At 41.7% G+C, this 21,697-nt stretch carries 20 protein-coding genes; 5 read left to right on the forward strand and 15 right to left on the reverse strand.

Annotated elements, in window-relative coordinates:
• Positions 1–125 precede the first annotated feature (125 nt).
• Positions 126–650 (forward strand): YtxH domain-containing protein, encoded by a 525-nt coding sequence (locus ACFWE9_RS06540; RefSeq protein ID WP_377356109.1) that lies wholly within the window; start codon positions 126–128, stop codon positions 648–650.
• Positions 651–1,689: 1,039 nt separating this feature from the next.
• Here ACFWE9_RS06540 and ACFWE9_RS06545 read toward each other — a convergent pair.
• The 9 genes from ACFWE9_RS06545 to ACFWE9_RS06585 form a co-directional block, all read right to left on the reverse strand.
• Entirely contained in the window at positions 1,690–2,580 is an 891-nt protein-coding gene (locus ACFWE9_RS06545; protein WP_377356111.1) for a foldase protein PrsA, read from the reverse strand.
• Positions 2,581–2,883: 303 nt separating this feature from the next.
• Positions 2,884–3,957 (reverse strand): ABC transporter substrate-binding protein, encoded by a 1,074-nt coding sequence (locus ACFWE9_RS06550; RefSeq protein WP_230161201.1) that lies wholly within the window; start codon positions 3,955–3,957, stop codon positions 2,884–2,886.
• Positions 3,954–4,757, reverse strand: coding sequence for an ABC transporter permease (locus tag ACFWE9_RS06555; protein WP_377356113.1), 804 nt, complete (start codon positions 4,755–4,757; stop codon positions 3,954–3,956). Before ACFWE9_RS06555 ends, ACFWE9_RS06550 begins: the two co-directional genes overlap by 4 nt.
• A gap of 1 nt (position 4,758) precedes the next feature.
• Positions 4,759–5,562, reverse strand: a complete 804-nt coding sequence (locus ACFWE9_RS06560; protein WP_230161205.1) for an ABC transporter permease — start codon at positions 5,560–5,562, stop codon at positions 4,759–4,761.
• Complete coding sequence (locus ACFWE9_RS06565) at positions 5,552–6,661, reverse strand: ABC transporter ATP-binding protein (protein WP_377356116.1); 1,110 nt, start codon at positions 6,659–6,661, stop codon at positions 5,552–5,554. The genes ACFWE9_RS06560 and ACFWE9_RS06565 overlap by 11 nt, the downstream gene beginning before the upstream one ends.
• 72 nt (positions 6,662–6,733) lie before the next feature.
• A complete protein-coding gene (locus ACFWE9_RS06570; RefSeq protein ID WP_230161208.1) occupies positions 6,734–7,276 on the reverse strand; it encodes a helix-turn-helix domain-containing protein in 543 nt (180 codons plus the stop codon).
• A 176-nt stretch (positions 7,277–7,452) separates the two neighbouring features.
• A complete protein-coding gene (locus ACFWE9_RS06575; RefSeq protein WP_377356118.1) occupies positions 7,453–8,838 on the reverse strand; it encodes a protoporphyrinogen oxidase in 1,386 nt (461 codons plus the stop codon).
• Between the two features lie 339 nt (positions 8,839–9,177).
• Positions 9,178–11,211, reverse strand: a complete 2,034-nt coding sequence (locus ACFWE9_RS06580; protein ID WP_377356120.1) for a Na+/H+ antiporter — start codon at positions 11,209–11,211, stop codon at positions 9,178–9,180.
• Between the two features lie 366 nt (positions 11,212–11,577).
• On the reverse strand, positions 11,578–12,468 hold the full coding sequence (locus tag ACFWE9_RS06585; protein WP_377356122.1) for a diacylglycerol/lipid kinase family protein: 891 nt from the start codon (positions 12,466–12,468) through the stop codon (positions 11,578–11,580).
• A 660-nt stretch (positions 12,469–13,128) separates the two neighbouring features.
• Between ACFWE9_RS06585 and yhfH (ACFWE9_RS06590) the strand changes: the two genes are divergently transcribed.
• From yhfH (ACFWE9_RS06590) to yhfH (ACFWE9_RS06605), 4 genes are read left to right on the forward strand one after another with little or no spacing between them, the layout of a single operon-like run.
• Positions 13,129–13,266: a protein YhfH gene (gene yhfH, locus ACFWE9_RS06590; RefSeq protein WP_098372156.1), complete on the forward strand. Its 138-nt coding sequence runs from the start codon at positions 13,129–13,131 to the stop codon at positions 13,264–13,266.
• A gap of 28 nt (positions 13,267–13,294) precedes the next feature.
• Complete coding sequence (yhfH, locus tag ACFWE9_RS06595; RefSeq protein ID WP_230161216.1) at positions 13,295–13,432, forward strand: protein YhfH; 138 nt, start codon at positions 13,295–13,297, stop codon at positions 13,430–13,432.
• 28 nt (positions 13,433–13,460) lie between these two features.
• On the forward strand, positions 13,461–13,598 hold the full coding sequence (gene yhfH / locus ACFWE9_RS06600) for a protein YhfH (protein WP_377356125.1): 138 nt from the start codon (positions 13,461–13,463) through the stop codon (positions 13,596–13,598).
• A 28-nt stretch (positions 13,599–13,626) separates the two neighbouring features.
• A complete protein-coding gene (gene yhfH, locus ACFWE9_RS06605) occupies positions 13,627–13,767 on the forward strand; it encodes a protein YhfH (protein ID WP_230161219.1) in 141 nt (46 codons plus the stop codon).
• A 139-nt stretch (positions 13,768–13,906) separates the two neighbouring features.
• Here yhfH (ACFWE9_RS06605) and ACFWE9_RS06610 read toward each other — a convergent pair whose 3' ends face one another.
• From ACFWE9_RS06610 to ACFWE9_RS06635, 6 genes are all read right to left on the reverse strand, one after another.
• Complete coding sequence (locus ACFWE9_RS06610) at positions 13,907–15,541, reverse strand: PucR family transcriptional regulator (RefSeq protein WP_230161221.1); 1,635 nt, start codon at positions 15,539–15,541, stop codon at positions 13,907–13,909.
• Between the two features lie 261 nt (positions 15,542–15,802).
• Positions 15,803–16,018, reverse strand: coding sequence for a hypothetical protein (locus ACFWE9_RS06615; RefSeq protein ID WP_230161224.1), 216 nt, complete (start codon positions 16,016–16,018; stop codon positions 15,803–15,805).
• A 17-nt stretch (positions 16,019–16,035) separates the two neighbouring features.
• Positions 16,036–17,520 carry an NCS1 family transporter gene (locus tag ACFWE9_RS06620; RefSeq protein ID WP_377356128.1) on the reverse strand — a complete coding sequence of 495 codons (1,485 nt, stop codon included), beginning with the start codon at positions 17,518–17,520 and terminating at the stop codon, positions 16,036–16,038.
• 44 nt (positions 17,521–17,564) lie between these two features.
• Positions 17,565–18,983, reverse strand: a complete 1,419-nt coding sequence (gene hydA, locus ACFWE9_RS06625) for a dihydropyrimidinase (RefSeq protein WP_230161228.1) — start codon at positions 18,981–18,983, stop codon at positions 17,565–17,567.
• Between the two features lie 14 nt (positions 18,984–18,997).
• Positions 18,998–20,284, reverse strand: a complete 1,287-nt coding sequence (preA, locus tag ACFWE9_RS06630; protein WP_230161230.1) for an NAD-dependent dihydropyrimidine dehydrogenase subunit PreA — start codon at positions 20,282–20,284, stop codon at positions 18,998–19,000.
• Positions 20,285–20,310: 26 nt separating this feature from the next.
• Complete coding sequence (locus ACFWE9_RS06635; protein ID WP_377356140.1) at positions 20,311–21,669, reverse strand: NAD(P)-dependent oxidoreductase; 1,359 nt, start codon at positions 21,667–21,669, stop codon at positions 20,311–20,313.
• Between the last annotated feature and the right edge of the window lie 28 nt (positions 21,670–21,697).

Genomic DNA, 21,697 nt, shown 5'->3' on the forward strand with positions numbered 1-21,697 from the left:
AGCTTACTACTGTTTTATTTATTGTGTCAATCCCATTACAGTTTATTATTTCCAGTTTAACCTATGGTAAATAAGGGAAAAACATATTAAGCAAACAATCTACTATTCTTAAGGAGGAAATATTAATGACTCAATCGACTATCGAAACTCAAAGGAATAGCAAACTATTAAAAGGAATTCTCATCGGAGGACTCGTTGGCGGTGCTTTGACATTACTTGACTCCAACACAAGGAATAAAGTAAAGCGGTCAGCCGTCCTTTTAAAAGACAACTCCATGAATATGATTGAACAAGTTAAGGAAAACCCCGGAGAAATGAAGGAACAGATGGTGTCTGGAGTCAAAGGGGCAACCGAGACGATTAAAGAGGCAATCAATGACGTGGGAACCTTATATGAAACCGTCAATGAAGACGTTGTGGGAAAAGTATCCGAAGTAAAAGATATCTCCACTAATGCTCTTGGTACAGCTAAGGAAGCAACAAATGAAATAAAGGACATCAGCTCAAAAGTGGTCGTTGCCGGTAAACAACTGAAAGAAACGCCAGCACAATCGATGAATTCCGATCATCGAAAAGGTGAAAAAGAGAGTGATGAAATCGTTACACAATCAGGATTATCCAATGAAAAATCCATTTCATCCAACTTTTAATATATAAAAAAGCTGAGGCATTACGCCTCAGCTTTAGTTTGTAGACAAAGGGGTCCGGAAAATGCACCCTTCATCAAATGAAGTTCCCGAACCCATTGACCCAAAGTAACACCTTCAACTCCATAGGTATGATTTCTATCTAAATGTTATAACAAAGTTGATCGGAGCGGCGGGAAAAGCGCGTCTAGGGGAGACCCCGCAGGCGCATGCCGAGGAGGCTTCCTGACCGCCCGCGGAAAGCGAGTGCCAGGAGCGGAAATCAACTTCCATTGTATAAACCATAAAAAAACTTTAGGCAAAAAGGGGTCGGAACACGTAGTAACACCTTCAACTCCATAGGTATGATTTCTATCTAAATGTTATAACAAAGTTGATCGGAGCGGATGGTGCGAGACTCCTGCGGGAAAAGCGCGTCTAGGGGAGACCCCGCAGGCGCATGCCGAGGAGGCTTCCCGACCGCCCGCGGAAAGCGAGTGCCAGGAGCGGAAATCAACTTCCATTGTATAAACCATAAAAAAACTTTAGGCAAAAAGGGTTCGGAACACGTAGTAACACCTTCAACTCCATAGGTATGGTTTCTATCTAAATGTTATAACAAAGTTGATTGGAGCGGATGGTGCGAGACTCCTGCGGGGAAAAGCGCGTCTAGGGGAGACCCCGCAGGCGCATGCCGAGGAGGCTTCCTGACCGCCCGCGGAAAGCGAGTGCCTGGAGCGGAAATCAACTTCCAATGTATAAACCATAAAAAAACTTTAGGCAAAAAGGGTTCGGAACACGTAGTAACACCTTCAACTCCAGGTATAGTTCCTATCTTAATGTTATAACAAAGTTGATTGGAGCGGATGGTGCAAGACTCCTGCGGGAAAAGCGCGTCTAGGGGAGACCCCGCAGGCGCATGCCGAGGAGGCTCCCTGACCGCCCGCGGAAAGCGAGTGCCTGGAGCGGAAATCAACTTCCATTGTATAAACCATAAAAAAACAAAAGCTGAGGCATATGTCCCAGCTTTTGTTTTTTCCATATATCATTTCACTTGATGATCTTAGTTAGAACCCTCTAATTTATTCGTTATCTCATGGTCTTTTTTTACTTCTGCTAACCAAACGGGATATTCCTCTTGTAATCTTTCAGAAAGAAGCGTTTCTTTAATGACTTCTTTACTGTCTTCTAAATTAGCTTTTTTTGCTTCCTTCTTACCTGTTACTTTTATGATATGGTACCCGTAATCGGATTTGACTGGATCACTGACTTTATCTATACCAAGATCAAAGGCAACATCTTCAAACTCGTCCACCATTTCACCTTTTCCGAAATACCCTAAGCTTCCACCGTTATCGGCCGTTTTTGTATCTGTGGAATATTCAGCTGCCAATTTAGCGAAGTCACCGCCGTCTGCAATTTCTTTCGCAACTTTTTTAGCTGTCTGTTCGTCTTTGACTAAAATATGACTAGCCTCCACTTGTTCCGCTTGATCAAATGTATCTTTATTTTCTTCAAAATACGTACTGATTTCATCATCTGTCACGGTAATTCTCGGCTCGATCATCTTTTTCGTTTGCAAATAAACGACGATGTCTTTTTTCAAGGCATCCATGGAAGAGCCGCTTGCTTCCAATTGCTCTTTGAATGTTTTTTCATCACCATAGGATTCAACCATCGTATCGATTTCTTTCTGGATTTCTTCATCCTTTATTTTAATTCCTTCTTTTTCCGCTTCCAATTCAACCAATTTATTCGTAATTAAAAGTTCTAACGTATCAGTTCCATACCCCGCAACAAGCGCGTCGTATAGTTCATCCTTATTGATTTTCTCGCCATCGATACTCGCCATTGTCTTATCCTTGGACGAAACCATAGCAAATACCATGATACCAGCAATGATTAAAATGCTCCCTGCCCAAATATATGCCTTCGTGCTTCTTAATAGTTTCATGAATGCTCTCCCTTAATTTTTCTATTATGATAGCTTTGAAATATTAATTAATCCTTAAGATTTTAGTTCCACCTTCAATATGTACTAACTCAATCATTATACTAACATACTTATATCCCTACAGATATTTTAGAGTATTTCATTCTGCTACAATTTACATTGAGATTTTTGTTGATCATTACAAAAAACGAAATTATACCGTTATTTGGACTTTTGATATACAGGTAACAAAGTGCCAAAAACACAGAAACGAAAAAGCATGGTGTAAGGAGGTAATTCCTACACCATGCTTTTTTTGTTGTGTTATTTACGATGCATCTTAAATTCAAGGAAGAGTTCGTTGTAACGGGCCAAGTTTTTCTTCCCTAGGTTTTCGTACACTTCCAGCTTCTCGGTCAGCTCTGGTGATGGATAGAAACGTTCGTCCTTCACCACTTCTTCCGGCATATATTTCAGTGCTTCCTTATTGGGTGTCGAGTAGCTTACATAATCAGCATTCTGTGCCGCCACTTCCGGGTCCAGCATGAAGTTAATGAACTGATGAGCCGCCTCGACATTTTTGGTCGTTTTCGGGATGACCATATTATCAAACCATAAATTGGACCCCTCTTTTGGAACCACGTATTCAAGATCCTCATTTTCAGCCATGATTTCTGAAGCCACTCCAGACCACACAAGACCAATCGCCGCCTCCTGGGCTTCCAATAGCATACGGCTTTCATCTCCAACGATCGCTTTAATGTTCGGAGTGAGTGCATCAAGCTTGGACTTCGCCTCTTGGAGATGTTCATCATCCGTATCATTCAAGGAATAATTCAAAGAGTTCAGCCCCATCCCCATCACTTCTCGGGCCCCATCCGTCAAAAGGATTTCATTTTTTAAATCTTTATCCCATAAATCCGCCCAGGCTGTTATCACTTTGCCGCCGAGCATCTTGGAATTGTAAACAATCCCAACCGTCCCCCAGAAATATGGCACGGAATATTTATTCTCCGGATCGAATGGCAGATCGATGAATCGCTCGTCGATATTTTTCAGGTTGGGAAGCTTGGAATGATCCAAGGGGACCAGTAAGTCTTCTTGTCGCATTTTATCGATCATATATTCAGATGGGATGGCAATATCATAAGTCGTACCGCCCTGTTCGATTTTAGTCATCATCGCCTCATTGGAATCGAACGTCTCATATATGACCTTTATGCCCGTTTCTTCCTCAAAGCGGTCGATTAATTCCGTATCGATGTAATCGCCCCAATTATAGATGGTAAGCGTATTGCTGCTCGTAAACCCCTGCGATGAATTCAATCTTGAAATCGCATATAACAGCAACGCGGATACAAGGGAAATGACTAAAAACATTTGGACAAGCTTCTTCATCGTTTTCCCCCCATTCCCGTCTGCCTGACACGTTGAGTGATAAAGTAATAAACGACAACCAGCAGGAATGTCACAACGAACAGCAGTGTTGATAACGCATTAATATTCAAGGAAATCCCACGTCGGGCCAATGAATAGATTTCCACGGAAAGAGTGGAAAATCCATTACCAGTCACAAAGAACGTCACCGCAAAATCATCAAGTGAATAAGTCAATGCCATAAAAAAGCCTGCAAGGATACCTGGTAAGATATAAGGAAGGATGACCTTCGTCAATACATCCCATCGGCTTGCCCCTAAATCTCGAGCCGCATCAATTAAGGTAGGGCTCATTTCCTGAAGCTTTGGAAGGACCAGCAGCACAACAATCGGAATGCTGAAGGCAATATGCGACAACAATACTGAGTAGAAACCAAGCTTGATTCCAGCCATTGTGAATAGAATCAGGAAAGAAGCACCTATGATCACATCTGGGCTGACAATCAATACGTTATTCAAGGACAATACTGTATTCTTGGCTTTACTGCTCGTAAAGGATCTAATTCCAATGGCTCCAATCACCCCAATGATCGTGGCGATCAATGCAGATAATAAAGCAATCACAAGCGTATTCAATACAATGATCAACAATCTTGTATCTTGGAACAACTCCTTGTACCACTCCATGGTAAACCCTTTAAAGTCATACATCGTTCCGCCGCTGTTAAACGAGTAAAAGACTAAAAAGAAAATCGGTGCATAGAGGATGAGAAATATCAAAACGAGAAACGCTTTTGATAGTGGTGATAATTTATTACTCAATTTACACACCCTGCTTTCGGTTACCCGTTACAAACATAATCAGGAACATTATAATGATCAAAAATACAGCAATCGTGGAACCCATTCCCCAATCCTGTGTCACGAGAAAATGCTGTTCGATGGCCGTACCAAGGGTAATGACACGGTTACCGGCAATCAACCTCGTAAGCATGAACAATGAAAGTGCCGGGATGAAGACGACCTGGCATCCCGTTTTTACACCATCTATCGTCAATGGAAAAATGACGCGGCGGAATGTCATCCATCGGGACGCTCCCAAGTCATTGGCCGCATCCAAAAGGGTTGGATTCATTTCATCCAGCGCATTGAATATCGGTAAGATCATAAACGGGATGAATATATAAACCGAAACGAATATGAAGCTGAAATCCGTGAAAAGAATTTGCTGCTTGCCGATTCCCATCGCTTCCAGAAAACCGTTCGCCACACCATATGTGCCAAAAATGCCAATGAAGGCATAAGCTTTTAAGAGTAAATTAATCCAGGAAGGTACGATAATCAGTAAAAGCCACAACTGCTTATGCTTTGTTTTCGTTAACAAAAAAGCAGTAGGGTAAGCCACTAAAAGGGATATGCCCGTAATCAGAAAAGCATACCAAAATGAGCTTATAGTCATTTTTAAATATACAGGTGTAAAGAACTTTTGATAGTTAATCAAAGATGGATTTCCTTCAATATCGAAGAACGAATAGTAAAGGATTAGCAAAATGGGTGCAATTACGAATAGAGCAATCCATAAGACATAGGGTATGAAGTAAATATTCCGGGATAATTTATTCTTCATGACTTTCCCCATCATGATACGCTTCAAGGCGCTTATCGAATTCTTCTTCCGTTTCACCCAATCGCATGACATGAATCGATTCAGGATCGAAATAAAGTCCTATTTCATCGCCGACTGACACCCTTTTAGTTGATTGGACAAGCCATTCATTTCCATCATGGTCATAGCAGCTTATTTCATAATGGACACCGCGAAATAGCTGAGAGTCCACCCGAACTTGCAGCTTACCGCGATTCGTGGAAGTAATCTGTAAATCTTCCGGACGGATGACGATATCAACAGCTTCATTGCTGTTCAAGCCTTGGTCAACACATTCGAACTGCCTTCCGACGAATTCCACTAGGTAATCCTCAATCATTTTTCCTTTAACGATATTCGACTCACCAATGAAATCGGCAACGAACCGATTAAGCGGTTCATCATATATATCCGTTGGAGTTCCGCTCTGCTGAATTTTCCCTTTGTTAAGAACAAAAATCTCATCAGACATCGCTAATGCTTCCTCTTGGTCATGAGTGACGAAGATAAAGGTTATGCCCAGCCTTTGTTGCAGTTCCCGCAATTCATATTGCATTTCCGTACGCAATTTCAAATCAAGGGCAGATAGTGGTTCATCTAGAAGGATGACCTCCGGTTCATTAACGATTGCCCTGGCAATCGCTACCCTTTGTCGTTGTCCCCCGGACATTTCCCTGATCTCCCGTTTTTCATAGCCATCCAAATTAACAAAGCTTAGAGCTTCCTTCACCTTTTTTTCCACTTCCGGATTTTTCATTTTCTTGATCCGAAGACCGAATGCTACATTTTCAAACACATTTAAATGCGGAAAAAGGGCATAATCTTGAAAAACCGTATTAACTTGCCTTTTATTGGCTGGTACATCATTGATCTTTTTTCCTTCAAAATAAATATCCCCTTTGGATGCTTCCGTAAATCCGGCAATCAAACGAAGGATCGTTGTCTTCCCACAGCCGGAAGGACCCAAGAGCGTATAGAACTTACCTTTCTCGATTTCAAAACTAACGTTATCGAGAACGACCGTATCATCATCAAAGTGCTTCGTAACTTGTTCGAAGCGTATTATATTCTCGTTTGCCATAATAGCTACTTCCCTCTTTCCTTACTTCATCTATCTTTACCATAAACAAACGGTTGCCGTTGTTTTGAATTTCTATAGGTATGATTCCGTCACAACGAGCAATAACTCGGATGGACCTTCAAAATCATTGATGATTTGATGTTCATCGGAAGCATGAAAATAAATGGATTCCCCTGCATTGACGAAATAAGTATGTATACCAAGTTTTACAATGACCCTACCTTTTAATACATAACCGAATGTTTCCGACAAGGATGGTTCGAATTGTTTGAACTCCCCTTTTTCCTGAAGAGTCAGGCGAATTGGTTCCATTTCCTTCTCATTCGATTCAGGTACAAGCCATTGAATTTGATAGCCTCGTTCCTCATCGATGAAAAAGGTTTGTTCTTCTTCTTCGTAGACCACTTTTTGGACCTGATCCTCTTCATCGAAAAACTGCTTCGGCTTGCAGCCGAGTACCTCTAGAATATTGAAAAGCGTTTCAATTGATGGGGAGCTTAAGTCTCTTTCCATTTGTGAAATATATCCTTTGCTTAAATCCGTTCTTTCTCCCAACTCTTCCTGGGTCAATCCTTTTTTCAAGCGAAGATTCTTTATTTTCTTTCCTATTTGCATCGTATTACCCTCAATTTTGTTTACTTATAGTAAACATGCAGTAAAAAAAGTTTTGTATAAGTAAACTTTTAGTTTAATTTATCGAATATTATTATACAGGAAATATAGGAAACTTCAAACGAATTCCCAGGATATCCAACACAAAAAAAGAGGGCTGCCAACTGGCAGTCCCCCTTTTACAACTTCGCACAAATCTCTTGCGCTTTCTTTTCTCCATCTGCAATACAGTCCGGTATTCCGACACCATTGTATGAACAGCCCGCAAGTAAAACATTCGGATAGTTCTCGGAGATTTTAGCCTCCAGGGATTGAACGATTTGGGGATGCTTTATATGGTAGTTCGGCATATTTTCATGCCATCTCGTCACTTCACTCGTCATCGGAGTTCCAGTAATGCTCAAACTATTTTTAATGTCGCCTAAAGCGACATTCATTAATTCCTGTTTTGTAAGGGACCGTAACCGTTCATATTCCGGGCTTGAGCTTTTATAAAAAAGCCTTACTAAAAGCTGACTGTTTTCAGAAGTATGCTCCCATTTCCGGCTCGTCCAAGTACAGGCATTGCAGATCAAATCACTATTATCACCTGCAATGAAACCTGTCCCGTCATTAGGAAGCATGCTGTCCGGTATATCGAACCCAATGTAAACGCTAATCATGGAACTATCGATCAAGCCGTCAAAGTCCTCATCCAACTCACGATCACCCAATAGTTTCTGGGCGCTGGTATGCGGCGTACTTAATACGATATAGTCCGTTTCCAGCTTTTCACCGTTTGCCAATGAAAGGATATACCCCTTATCATTCTTTGTGATTTTTTCCGCCTGGACACCCTTTAAAATCTCCACCATATCAAGGCTTTCCACAATACGATCAATCAATGCTGATAAGCCATTTTTAAACGAAAGGAACTTCTTATTTCCCTTGCTTTGGTATTTCTGCTTATTTTCCGATAGACCGCGTATGATACTGCCATATTCATTTTTATAATCCAGCATTTCCGGCAGTGTTTTAGCAATCGTCAATTCATTTAATTTCCCTGAATAAACACCCGAAAGGACAGGCGAAATCTGTTTTTGCACCAATTCCTTACCTAAGAAACTTTCAAGAAATAAGCCGATTGAGTCATTCTTCGTAAACGTCTCGTTTTTCGTATAGAAATCCTTTAAGGCGTCTACCTTTCCTTGTGCAGATACCAGATCGCTGTTCGCCAAAGACTCAATGCTCATTGGAATTCCAAACAAGGCGTCTTCAGGGATTTTCTTCAGCATGCCATCCGTATGGATAAATGATTTTCCCGTCGCATTATAGACCACTTGATCCTCTAGATTCAATTCTTCAAGAAATGGTTTTATATTTTGTTTTCTGGCGACGATCGAATCGGCACCCGCTTCTATTTTAAATGGACCGTCATGAACCGTCCTGATTTTACCGCCTAATTTCTCATTACCTTCTATTAATATTAATCGCACGGAAAGATTCTGTGCTTTAGCCGCTTTTTGTAAATAATACATGGTTGATAAGCCGGTAATGCCTCCGCCAACGACTACGACCGTTTTCATTAGGACTACACCTCGATTAACGTAATTTTCATAAGTAAAGTGTACCATAAGGCAGCAGTATTATTAAAAGCTTCCCTCTAAATCAGCCAGTTTCCTAAAGCGACATGTAACAAATTGGACAAAGAAAAAGACCTTCCCCCTATCGAAAAGTCTAAATGCCCTCATATATGATACTCCGTATTTCATTATTCCAAGGTTAAGCGTTAAGGCGATGGTCTCGATCTCCTGGTCCCATTCCACCCAAGCACACTCCTTATTTATTCGATGCCTCCCCTAAGAATTCCTCCACTAACCTTAATAAGCGCCGCCGAATATATCGGCAGCGCTCTTTCATTATGTTCAATAGGTGTTTTCATTGATCGTTAGTGCTTCCCGCAAATTGATTTGCTGGCGAAGTATGTTGGCAACCTCACGGGGGATTTGTCGTTTTTCAAACATATCCTGTACTTCGTCCCTTTCCGCCTGGATCGCTTTATAGAACAGCTCTCTTTCATATTCGGCCATTTTACTAGGGATACGGCCTCTATTTTCTCGTTTGCATTTTATAATCAGCACTTTATACTCTTCAATGATCATCGATGAAGTTGCATGATTTTCAGATATAATGCCTGCTTGTATCTCTTGGATGGCAGCTTTATACATCCGGATTTTAAGATCCCTGACTTTTTCCAATCTCTCAAGATTGATTTTTCTTATTTCACTTTTATTAGGGAAAAATAATTTAAAAACCCTCAGCATGCTTCTTCTGAAAAGCGTGACGGACCTGAAAAAACGGAACTTCAATCGATTTGTTACAGCACCTTCCATACGCTGGATGTATTCCTTGCATATATACGCCGTCTCCCGGTCCACTCTTTCATCCTTAATAAGTTTATCCAGGAATCTTTGCTCTGCTTCAAGGGCCTTAAAGCGAAGGACCTTCTCTTCTTCCCTTAATGCAGCTGGGTCTTTCTCTTGTTCTACATAGGACAATTCATTGATCTTGGTATAGTACCTCGAAATGATCGATAAGGCAGCTTCCCGGTTTTCATCTGTCATTTGGGACTCAACTACCCGAATAGCCGCTTGATGTGTGTGAATAGTCGCAGCTTTTGTTTTGTCAGCCTGCTTATCGATTACTTCCTCTTCTTCTGACCGTGCTATGATTGGCAGAAATACACTCGCAACAATCAAGGTCAGCAATATGACTCCTGCGGCAATGAAGATGATTAACGAACGCTCAGGAAAAGGACTTCCATCTGCCAACACATACGGAATCGAGAACGAACCCGCTAACGTTACAGCTCCGCGAACCCCGGAAATGGTTATGATTCCGGCTGCTTTGAAGTCTGGTTTTTGGGCGCCTACTTTTTTCGTGATCCAGCCAATCGACCAGGCAGCCGTAAGCCAAATGAATCGTAAAGCGAAGAGGAAAAGTGTAATGATCACGATATAAAGGATCACTTGTCCATTATTGAAGGCCGGATCTTGAAAGATCGTTTTCGCAACGCTTGGGATTTGCAAGCCAAGCAAAACGAAGACTAGTCCATTCAATACATATAAAATGACGGACCATGTACTCTTTGAGACGACCTGAAGTTCTATTGTTGGTGATATTTCCCGATCTCGTTCAATGGCATGGACAATTCCCCCAGCCACAACCGCTAAAATCCCAGAAAGGTGGAAATGTTCCACAGCGAGGAAAATAATAAAGGGAGTTAGGATTTGGATCAGCATATGCATCGTGACGTCTTCCATCCCTAAGCGGCGAAGAAATACACGAAGCCTGATAATGATGAAAGCTATTATTGCTCCACCTACAAACCCGCCAATTGCAATCCATATGAAACTGAACGTAGCATCCACTAAGGAGAAAACACCAGTGACTGTAGCTGCAACCGCAAACTTAAAGGCAACTAGACCTGAGGCATCATTCATTAGCCCTTCGCCTTCAAGAAGGTGCATGATGCTCTTAGGTAACTTAACTCGACTCGCCAAAGCGCTAACTGCCACTACATCCGTAGGTGACAAAATGGCCGCTAAAGCGAATGCAGCCGGCAATGGAATCGAAGGAATCATCCAATTGATTAAGTACCCGCCTGACCAAACCGTAATGAATACCAGGCCTAATGCAAGCATGAGAATAGGTGCCCTCAACTTCCATAGTGCTGTGCGGGGTACATTTTTCCCATCATTGAATAAAAGGGGTGCGATGAACAACAGCAAAAACAGCTCTGTCTCCATCTCTACATGGATACCAAAAGGTAAAAGCGCCAATGTAACACCCAGTGCTATTTGTATTAATGGTACAGGTATAAAGGGTATAAAATGGTTAATTACATTAGACATTCCAATTAATATTAGAAGGGCTAATATAACAAGAAAAAACTCCATACTAACATCTAACATCCTCTCTCATCTATTTACATAACTATAAGCGTAACATATTTATACCCAACCATTCATGTATTAACTATTCTTGCCTAGAATCCTCCTGATAATGATATCTTTTATAAACGCTTATAACTTTATGATAGCGTGTGAAGGAATGTCATAAGGATGGGGGATTTGATCACGCCAGTCATGAGTGGAATCCTGCCCTCTTCCATGATGTTAACCTCCACAAAAAAAACTGATGAGGCGACATTGCCCTAATCAGCTTTTCCCACTTGTTTCAATGAGGATGGTCTTTTAGACTAACCACAAACAAGTTGGCTTATGTTCATTGCACACACTATGCTTGCTATCTTTCTGCAACACTCATTTTGCCCCCGGGACAAATAGACGAAGGTGTTTGTGCAGTACATTTGCCTGTAGAGGAAGAAGGAACCCTTCATCACCATCGATATTGACTGCAAGTTCCTCTGATGTGGATAAATGGAGCTTGGAAGTTTGAATATATTCAACTTCATCATGTCCCTTAATCTCCCCCCTCATTAAACTCGGAATGATCTTGACGACAAGTGGAAGGGATAAATCTTTAATAATGAATGTATGCAGCTTTCCATCATTCACTTTTGCCTCTGGTGCAAGCTGCTCGAAACCGCCGACAGAGTTCGTCATTGTGGCAATCAGTAAATGAGCCTCACCCAGCCACCTTCCCTGATCATGTTCAACCGTTAAAGGAAACGGATTCTTTTTAATAATTGCTTTTGCTCCTTCGATGATATATGCCATTGAGCCAAGACGGGTCTTTTGTTCAACGGAAACATTATAGGTAGCCTCGGCAATGCCACCGACTGCCAACACATTCATGAAGTAATGATCATTGATCTTCCCTATGTCGGATTCCTTAATCTGCCTATCCTTTATTATCTCTATAGCTTCAATAGGATTCAGGGGTATACCCAAAGATCTAGCAAAGTCATTAACGGTCCCTAGTGGAACGATTCCGAAAATTGGCCGATGTTCCTGTTCTCCCAACCCATTCACAACCTCATTCACCGTTCCATCCCCACCCATGGAAATGACAGCATCGAACCTTTCTGTACAAGCTTCATTAGCAAATTTCGTAGCATCTCCCTCTCCTTCAGTTTCACGAACGATCACTTGATCAAACATACCACCAAGCGCTTTTTTTGCATTCGGCAAAATCTTCGCTGCCTTTTCCTTACCTGAAGATGGATTAATGATAATCATCACTTTGGACATACTCTACCTCCCATTAATGTACTTCTACTAGCAAGTTACCTCTTTCCTGAAGTACTAAAACCATACGGACACTTTTTTTGGTCGTTCGTATCGGCCAAGAGCTCTCATATAATAGCTGCCGATTGCCGATTTTCTCAGACTTTTGAGCAACATGGAATGTGAAACAGGTAATCATGAACTTCAAAAACACCTGTTCCATATCTGTTACATTAATTTCTTTTTTAATCGATTAAAAATTGCCTATCCATCTCATTCACTCTTTGTTTTTTTCCTTTACAACATGTATTTTTCTTTAATTATCTAATAATTGAGAAGAAAAAAAAGTTGACAATCCCCATCGCTATAGGGTTTTCAGACTTGTCATGAAATAAATTTTAAATTTTCTGTAAAATACCTATACAATTTCCAAATTCGGGTATATACTGTATTATAACAACAGACAAACAATTTTATCTGTACTATAAAGAGGAGGAGCGAGACATGCAAATAAATCAATCTGATTCATTAATAATCAATTCATTTAAACATTGCCCAGAATGTGGTGAAACACATGTGGACCACTCAGATTCCTATCTGCTGGAATGCGATCGCTGCCTTTCTAAACGTGATGAATAAATAGAAAACAAGAATTAATTAACGATTTAAAAGGAGGAAATGACTATGCAAATGAAAAAATCCATTGAATTTTTCAACAATATCCCTGCTAAACATTGCCCCGAGTGCGGTGACCATATTATTGAACACGCTGAATCTTACTTAATGGAATGTGACCGCTGCCTTTCCAAACGCGAAGACTAATTAACCAAATCTTAAGGAGGAACTTACCATGCAAACGAAAAACCCGTTGGAATTCTTCAGGAACCTGCCACCTAAACAATGTACGGAGTGCGGCACTCCTATCACTGAACAAGCTGAATCCTACCTTTTGGAATGTGATCACTGCCTTTCCAAACGCCAAGACTAATTACACCTAATCTTAAGGAGGAAACATTATGCAAACGAAAAACCCATTGGGATTTTTCAGGAACCTGCCACCTAAACAATGTACGGAGTGTAGCACTCCTATCACTGAACAAGCTGAATCTTACCTTTTGGAATGTGATCACTGCCTTTCCAAACGCCAAGACTAATTACACCTAATCTTAAGGAGGAAACACTATGCAAACGAAAAACCCGTTGGAATTCTTCAGGAACCTGCCACCTAAACAATGTACGGAGTGCGGCACTCATATCACTGAACAAGCTGAATCTTACCTTTTGGAATGTGATCACTGCCTTTCGAAAAAAGATGAATATTAAAAAAAGATGCTGACATCAAAAAAGCTATAAAGGCCATTTTGATGTCAGCATTATCCCTGTATTCACCAGTTTATTAAATTCCCTCTTCTTCCATTCAAAAAAGGATGTCCTTGGGACACCCTTGATTCACACTTATTTTTTACTTACCAATATATTTATCCACATACTTTCCACTGACCTTCCTGCTGCTATACTGTAAGAAGTCCAATGCAAAAATCATGAATTCGAGGCCCAGACGCTTATCCGAACGCATAAAATCGGAACCTAACAGTTTCTCTAACTTTTCGAGCCTATGATAAAGTGTTTGCCGAACAATGAATAGTTGTTTTGAAGTTTCCTGTTTAGATCCGTTACAAGCTAGATAGGTCTTTAAGGTAGGCATTAATTCCCCATTGTTTTGCCTGTCATATTCAATGACAGGACCTAAATATTCGTGCACCGTTTCCTCCAGATTACCATGTTTATTTATGAGGGAAATCATGCGGTGCATATGTAAGTCCTGATAAAAAAAGCTTCTGCTCTCCTTTGGTAAGGTATCCTGAAGCAATAGAGTCTCTCGTGCCGTTTCATAACTTTTATAAATCTCACTTAACCTTTGAACATGCTTTCCAAAACCAATAGAAAGCTGACTCATGCGATTACGACCGCTTACATCCATTTTCATAATACGATCAACTGCGCCTGTCACCCTCGATTTCCAATCTTCAGATGAACGATTATCGCCTAAAATAAAAACAAGATGCTGGTGTACTTCCATAGAAAATATCTGAAAGCCGTATTGTTCAAAGACTGTCCTAAACATTATCTTGAAATAAGTTCCATCCAATTTTGCAGAACTTTTATTAAACCTTGGATGCTGCTTGCAAATGCAGACGATTCCGCCATCTAACTGCATTTTCGGATCAACATAAGAAAGCCTCTCTCGGATTGCTTCATCACTATACTCACCTTCAATCCAATTTGTCAGCCATTTACTCTCTTCCGACATTTTCTTTTCTTCTATATATAAATCCCTTAATAGATGTTGTGCCAAAGCGGTAGCCGTCCGATCCAAAATAAGTGAATCAAAGTCCGTCAACGCTCTGTCGTTGCTGCAAATGAGCAGTTCCGCATAATTCTCACCAAGCACTTGAATCGGCTGTCTAAGAACGGTTTTATCCACATTCCGCTTTTCTTCATATACGTCCGCTACCATTTGATAGGTTACCTTTTTATTTATTTTTGGAATGCTGGCTATGTCATTTTCATTAAAAATAAGAATAACCTGTACATTTAAGTAGCTATGGAGAAATTTTAGAATTGGTTCATAATGGTCAATTTCGAGGAGATATTTATTTAACTGCTGGGAGTAGTTTTCTAAGTTGGAGATCATTTGATATTGTTTATTAATGATTAGGGAATGAATATCCTGAGTGATTTCCACGAAAGGGACTTCTTCATGAAAAAGGATGATAGGGAATTGTTGTTCATTCGCAAGATCAATGGCACACTGCGGCACTGCCATCGTGTTGGAGCCAATCTCAATACAGAGCCCAGCCGCATTGCATTCAATTAACTGTTTTAAATAGGAGAGAAGCGTTTCATCACAATCTTTCCAACCTAAACCGGTGGACAGAATAAGTTCATTTCCATTTAACAAATGGCTGATTTGGGTGACTTCCATGCAGTGGACCCACTTCACTCGACGCTTTATCCCACTGCTACCTGCGATTATATCCGTCAGATTGAAATGCTTGCGCGTTAGAATTTCCTCGATTGTAATCGACGTATTCATCCATCCACATCCTTTTATAAACTGCTTTAAAATCTATTATAAACGGACAATCCTTAAACCTCCAGACACTTGTCAGAAAATCTAACGTCAAAATTCTACATAAAATTCGGCGTTTTTCCATCCACATTGCTGCCAGGCAAACCAAATCCATCTGTTCATTCACGTTTTATCCGTATCATTTCCCTATTAAAGCAAACGTCTAAACACGTACAAAAAAGACCCATTCATTGAGGAATAGGCCCACTTCAAACCTTTTTCATTTTAATTCAACTTCTTGAAAAGCAGCGTAGAGAAGTATTTTCTTCCTTCCGGGGTTTTGATGTTCAACTGTTTCCATTCCTGCTTCGTCCCTTCAATCAGTTCAAAATCGAGAAAAGCCCCGCTTAAATTTTCTGAAACCCGGGTGATTCGATATCCTCTTTCAAGTAAAAAATCGATTTGTTCCCTTTCTAAGCGATAATCTTGATATTCGGACATTTCCATTCCCCCTTTTTTCACACGTTCTCCCGGCCTGTTTCAGCCGTGATAACCATCTCTTCTTCGCGTTCTAAATCTTTTTTGATTTCCCAATCCCTTCCGACTGTAATACCCAAATATTTCTCATCACTGGGATCCATGATTTCAGCTTGCTCATATTTCTTGAACCACCAAAACTTAGCTAATGTATAATAACTTGCACTGCCCAGAACAAAACCAACAATAAACGAATAATTTGAAAAAATCGTTGCACCGATTCCTCCAATCGCCCAAGAAATGATTCCTGCCCAATTAACTCCATTCAAATATTTATACTGACCTTCACTTTCATAGAGTGCTAGTACATTGACTCGTCGTTTGCGGAGGAAGTAATAATCTGCTACCAGGATGCCGACAATGGATGCCAGGATTCCACCTATTATTAATAAAACCTTTATTATAATACCGAACAAGCTCCATGGCTGAACGACTATCCCTATGACCCCCGCTACAACGACCCCCGCCCAAAACGGTATTTTAGGACCCATGATATTGGAGAAAATGGTAGCTGCGGGTATGACATTGGCCGTAGTATTCGTCGACCATTGAGCAAATACAATCATGATTAATAGGACGCCGAGAGCAATTCCACTTGCGGATCCCTGAATAGCAACTACGGGGTCGTAATTGGAAACGGCCATATAAGAAACCGCTCCGATAATGACCATGAACGTCTGAGTGATGGGATAGGTGATAATATTCCCAATTATCTGGCCCTTATTGCGCTTGAACCAATTTTTTTCATTTTTTGGTGCCTTTATATAGCGGGAGAGTGTCGGCATATCTGCCGTCAATGTGCCCCAGAATCCCATATTTGCCATAATGACGACCATGAAAGCCGTAGCGGCAGCCCCGCCTGTGACCGGACTTTCAATCCAGGACCATACATCTCTTCCTTGGGCCACAGCTTGATCGGAAAGGGTAAAATACATCCAGCCAGAAATCAAAATGATAACGGGTGCTGCCAAGTCCGCAAAACGTTCTATCGACTTGATTCCCATTGCCGTGTTCACTAATTGTAAAACGGCAAAAATGAGGAAGCAGATAAACCAATTATCAAAATCAAAGAGGGTTGCAAAGATTGCATTCATTGCCGTTGCTCCAAAGTAGGTGTTAAGACCAAACCAGCATGAAGCTACAAACCCCCGTACAACCGATGGGATATGGGTGCCAATCGTACCGAACGGCGCCCTCATATAGACAGGGAAAGATATGCCATGCTCAACTCCTATATCGCCTGTCATCGTCATCAAAAAGCCAAGAGCCACACAGGCAATGACCGTTGCTAGAACAACCCAGCCTAAGGATAAACTTTGAACACCGTTCCCACCAATTGCGAAGGCGGCCAATACTACGGCCATGCCCACCCAAATAAAACCAAATCCGGCTGCACTTATGTTTTTCTCACTATGAGGTATAGGCAGCAAATCGGGAGACTTTAAATAATCATTCTTCCCACTCATATCAAATCCCCCTATATTCATTTGCATGATTCCTTACCAAAGTTTCAGACTGGTAGCTTTTTCCCAGCAATCAGTTTTTGAGCTGTATTGTATTTTGCCCTTTTCAAGAATTGCCCTTTTCCAGCATCACCTACAAATTGTTTATCTTTAATGACGAATTGCCCTCTAGATAAGACAGAAACCGGTTCTCCTGTAATCTCCATCCCTTCAAAGGCATTATAATCCACTGCCATATGATGAGTATCTGCAGAAATGATCCTTTCCACCTTCGGGTCAAAAATGACAATATCAGCATCCGACCCAACTGCAATCGTCCCTTTCTTAGGGAATAATCCAAAAAGTTTGGCTGCACGTGTAGAAGTTAGATCGACGAACTGATTCAAGGTAATACGCTCTTTCAAGACACCTTCAGAAAAAAGGATACTCATGCGATCTTCAATCGTGGGACCGCCGTTCGGTATTTTCGTGAAATCTTCACGTCCCAGGTCCTTTTGCCCTTTAAAATCAAAAGAGCATTGATCCGATCCTATCGTTTGCAGCTGTCCCATTTTTAAAGCATTCCATAGTACTTCCTGATTCTTCTTCTCCCTTAATGGAGGGGACCATACATATTTAGATCCCTCGAAATGAGGCTTTTCCAGGTAGGACTGATCAAGGACCAAATATTGCGGACAAGTCTCCCCCCAAATATCAACGCCTTTATTCCTTGCCTCAATTATCTTTTCTACTGCCTCTTCACATGTGACATGTACGACATACAGCTGACCGTTTGCCATTTCCGTCAGTTTAGCTGCCCGTCCAGTTGCTTCTCCTTCAAGCTCCGGCGGCCTTGTTAATGCATGGTATATTGGATCGGTGTTACCTTCAGCAAGCGCCTGCTTTGTAAGATAATCGATGACATCACCATTTTCAGCGTGAACCATGACAAGCGCGCCAAGTTCCTTCGCTTGCAGCAAAGTGCGATATAGCGTGGCATCATCGGCTTGAAAAACATTCTTGTAAGCCATGAACACCTTAAAGGAAGAAATCCCTTCATTATCGATGATACTTGGCAACTCAGCCAATACATCATCATTAATCTCACTGATCATTAAATGAAAACCATAATCTATGGCGGCTTTTTCATTGGCCTTTTCATGCCATGTTTCAATCGCTTTCTTTAACGGCACCCCTTTTTCGGTCAAACAAAAGTCGATGACCGTTGTCGTGCCTCCATATGCAGCAGCAATCGTACCCGTTTCATAATCATCCTTTGTCGTTGTCCCGCCAAACGGCATATCGAGATGTGTATGTGGGTCAATGCCACCCGGAAAAATATAAGCACCTTTTGCATCGATGACTTCAGCCCCCTCTGCCGGCAGGTCCTTGCCAATCATTGCAATCTTCTCATTTTCTATTAATATATCGGCTTGATACGTATCTGCAGCAGTTGCGATCGTTCCGTTTTTAATGATTTTCTTCATATTAGACCCCTCCATCATTTTACGAAATCAACACTTTCATTACCTATGCCTCCAAGGAATTCTTGGCGTTCATTCCACGTCATAGGTGGTAATTCATTCGTTAATTCGATCATATCGATCGCCCCATCGACCGGGCATACGATCGAGCAAAGATTACAGCCTACGCAATCTTCTTCACGTACTCTCAAGAAGGAGCTGCCTGATGTGCCCTTTAACATATCTATACATTGATGCGAAGTATCTTCACATGCAATATGACATTTGTTGCAATTGATGCACACCTCATTATTAATGCGCGCCACGACCTTATAATTAAGATCTAAATTCCCCCAATCGGAATAGCGCGGTACAGACTTACCGACAATATCCATCACAGAGGATATCCCTTTTTCATCCAGGTAATTGGACAGGCCATCAACCAAATCTTCCACTATCCTAAAGCCGTGATGCATGGCAGCCGTACAAATTTGCACTCCCGTTGAGCCCATCAGCAAAAACTCCACTGTATCCTGCCAATTTGATATTCCTCCAATTCCGGAAATGGGAACATTAATCGCTGGGTTCCTTGCACACTCTGCCACCATGTTTAAAGCGATGGGCTTCACCGCAGGACCACAGTACCCTCCGTGAGCCCCCTTGCCGCCTACATGGGGAATCGTGTTCCATGAATGGATATCCACTCCCGCCAAGCTGTTAATCGTATTGATCATACTAATTGCATCCGCACCACCGCGTACCGCCGCTTCCGCCGTAACCGTAATGTCTGTTATATTGGGGGTAAGCTTGACAATGACAGGTTTTGTTGCAGCTTCCTTTGCCCAATATGTTTGCTTTTCCACTAGTTCTGGAACCTGTCCCGAAGCGGCCCCCATCCCACGCTCAGCCATTCCGTGCGGGCAGCCAAAGTTCAATTCGTAACCATCAACCCCCACGTCCTCTATCCGCTTGATGATCTCATGCCACTTTTCCTGTCGTGGCTCTACCATTACGGATGCAATGATTGCATGATCGGGGAACCTTTTTTTCGTTTCATATATTTCTTTCAAATTCACTTCAAGCGGCCGATCCGTAATTAATTCTATATTGTTGAACCCGGCGACTCTCTGCCCATTAAAACCAACAGCCGCAAAACGTGATGAGACATTCAGGATGGGATCGCCCAATGTCTTCCAAACAGCGCCTCCCCAGCCAGCTTCAAACGCCCGTTGTACTTGATACCCCGAATTCGTAGGTGGTGCTGAAGCAAGCCAAAAAGGATTGGGAGATTTAATACCTGCAAGATCAATTGATAAATCAGCCATGATTAGCCTCCTAATTTTCATTATTATTAAGCAATATCCACCGCTTCGCCCCTTAAAGTCAGGTCGATTTCATAGGCTGTCTTCTTTCCTTGCTGGGCAGCTGAAACAACCATTGCCTCACCTTGGCCTTTTCCAAAAATCACATCCCCGCAGGCAAAAACCTTTTCATTCGATGTTTTATAGGAATCCCCTTCCAATATAACGACGCCATCATCATGTTGTATGCCAAACTGCTCAATCAATCCTACATATCTGGATTGACCTATGGCACGGATGACTCCATCTACTGGTATGACGAACTCTGATCCAGAAATCGGGACTGGACGGCGCCTCCCATCTTCCCCAGCCTCGCTAAGCACCATTTTCACACACTCGATGCCCGTTACCTGACCGCTATCATTCGATAAGATCCTCGAGGGATTAGTCAGCCAATGAAACCCGACACCTTCTTGCTTGGCGAACTCATATTCAAAATCATAAGCTGTCATTTCCTTTTGGGTACGACGATAGATAATCCCCACTTGTTCGGCACCAAGACGTACAGAACAAGTCGCGGCATCAATCGCTGTATTCCCAGCCCCAATTACCGCCATCTTCTTCCCGATGAATTTATCAGTAAGGGCCTTTGTTTTCGTTGCCTTGACGAATTCGATTGCATCATAAACCTCAGCTAAGTCTTCTCCTTCAATTCCAAGCTTGGGAACATCGGACATGCCGATTGCTAAAATGACAGCATCATAGTCGGCAGTTAGCTGATTTGCAGAAACATCAACCCCGACACGTGTATTGGTTTTAATTTCAACATCAAGACTCTTTACTTGTTCGACTTCCCAATAAGAAATGCTCTGAGGCAAACGAAAGGATACAATTCCGTAAGTATTTAAACCGCCTGGATTTTTTTCAGCTTCGAAAATGGTTACACTGTAACCAAGCAAGGCTAATTCCCTTGCTGCAGATAAGCCCGCTGGACCGCTTCCTACAATGGCAACCTTTTTGCCATTCTTTTTCCCGGCCTTGAATAGAGCTTGTTTATTTTGGATGGCCCAATCTGTGGAATAACGCTGGAGATTGCCAATCATGATTGGCTTTGTAGAATGATTTAGGACACATGCCCCCTCACATAACTCTTCAGTCGGACATACCCGCGCACAGCTGGCACCGACAGGATTGGCCGTCATGATCGTCTTGGCCGACCCTTTAATATTGTCTGAAGCTATTTTCTTAATAAAACTTGGAATATCTATCCCAGTTGGACAGGCTTGGATACATGGGGCATCATAGCAGTATAAACATCGATTCGACTCTTCCAAAGCTTCCCTTGGGGACAAACCCCTCTCCGCTTCATGAAAGTTCATTTCAAGGCTACCTTTTATCGGGCTCGACATACTCATCTACTATTCTCCTTCCAAACAT

Source organism: Peribacillus sp. NPDC060253, assembly GCF_042727425.1.
Lineage (GTDB): Bacteria > Bacillota > Bacilli > Bacillales > DSM-1321 > Peribacillus.

Bases quoted from the DNA above. Each gene is read 5' to 3' on its own strand.
- ACFWE9_RS06540 (WP_377356109.1), top strand. From the start codon at position 126: ATGACTCAATCGACTATCGAAACTCAAAGGAATAGCAAACTATTAAAA.
- ACFWE9_RS06545 (WP_377356111.1), bottom strand. From the start codon at position 2,580: ATGAAACTATTAAGAAGCACGAAGGCATATATTTGGGCAGGGAGCATT.
- ACFWE9_RS06615 (WP_230161224.1), bottom strand. From the start codon at position 16,018: ATGTCCGAATATCAAGATTATCGCTTAGAAAGGGAACAAATCGATTTT.
- ACFWE9_RS06580 (WP_377356120.1), bottom strand. From the start codon at position 11,211: ATGGAGTTTTTTCTTGTTATATTAGCCCTTCTAATATTAATTGGAATG.
- ACFWE9_RS06550 (WP_230161201.1), bottom strand. From the start codon at position 3,957: ATGAAGAAGCTTGTCCAAATGTTTTTAGTCATTTCCCTTGTATCCGCG.
- ACFWE9_RS06575 (WP_377356118.1), bottom strand. From the start codon at position 8,838: ATGAAAACGGTCGTAGTCGTTGGCGGAGGCATTACCGGCTTATCAACC.
- yhfH (WP_377356125.1), top strand. From the start codon at position 13,461: ATGCAAACGAAAAACCCATTGGGATTTTTCAGGAACCTGCCACCTAAA.
- ACFWE9_RS06560 (WP_230161205.1), bottom strand. From the start codon at position 5,562: ATGAAGAATAAATTATCCCGGAATATTTACTTCATACCCTATGTCTTA.
- yhfH (WP_230161219.1), top strand. From the start codon at position 13,627: ATGCAAACGAAAAACCCGTTGGAATTCTTCAGGAACCTGCCACCTAAA.
- yhfH (WP_098372156.1), top strand. From the start codon at position 13,129: ATGCAAATGAAAAAATCCATTGAATTTTTCAACAATATCCCTGCTAAA.
- ACFWE9_RS06585 (WP_377356122.1), bottom strand. From the start codon at position 12,468: ATGTCCAAAGTGATGATTATCATTAATCCATCTTCAGGTAAGGAAAAG.
- yhfH (WP_230161216.1), top strand. From the start codon at position 13,295: ATGCAAACGAAAAACCCGTTGGAATTCTTCAGGAACCTGCCACCTAAA.
- ACFWE9_RS06565 (WP_377356116.1), bottom strand. From the start codon at position 6,661: ATGGCAAACGAGAATATAATACGCTTCGAACAAGTTACGAAGCACTTT.
- preA (WP_230161230.1), bottom strand. From the start codon at position 20,284: ATGGCTGATTTATCAATTGATCTTGCAGGTATTAAATCTCCCAATCCT.
- ACFWE9_RS06620 (WP_377356128.1), bottom strand. From the start codon at position 17,520: ATGAGTGGGAAGAATGATTATTTAAAGTCTCCCGATTTGCTGCCTATA.
- ACFWE9_RS06570 (WP_230161208.1), bottom strand. From the start codon at position 7,276: ATGCAAATAGGAAAGAAAATAAAGAATCTTCGCTTGAAAAAAGGATTG.
- hydA (WP_230161228.1), bottom strand. From the start codon at position 18,983: ATGAAGAAAATCATTAAAAACGGAACGATCGCAACTGCTGCAGATACG.
- ACFWE9_RS06610 (WP_230161221.1), bottom strand. From the start codon at position 15,541: ATGAATACGTCGATTACAATCGAGGAAATTCTAACGCGCAAGCATTTC.
- ACFWE9_RS06635 (WP_377356140.1), bottom strand. From the start codon at position 21,669: ATGTCGAGCCCGATAAAAGGTAGCCTTGAAATGAACTTTCATGAAGCG.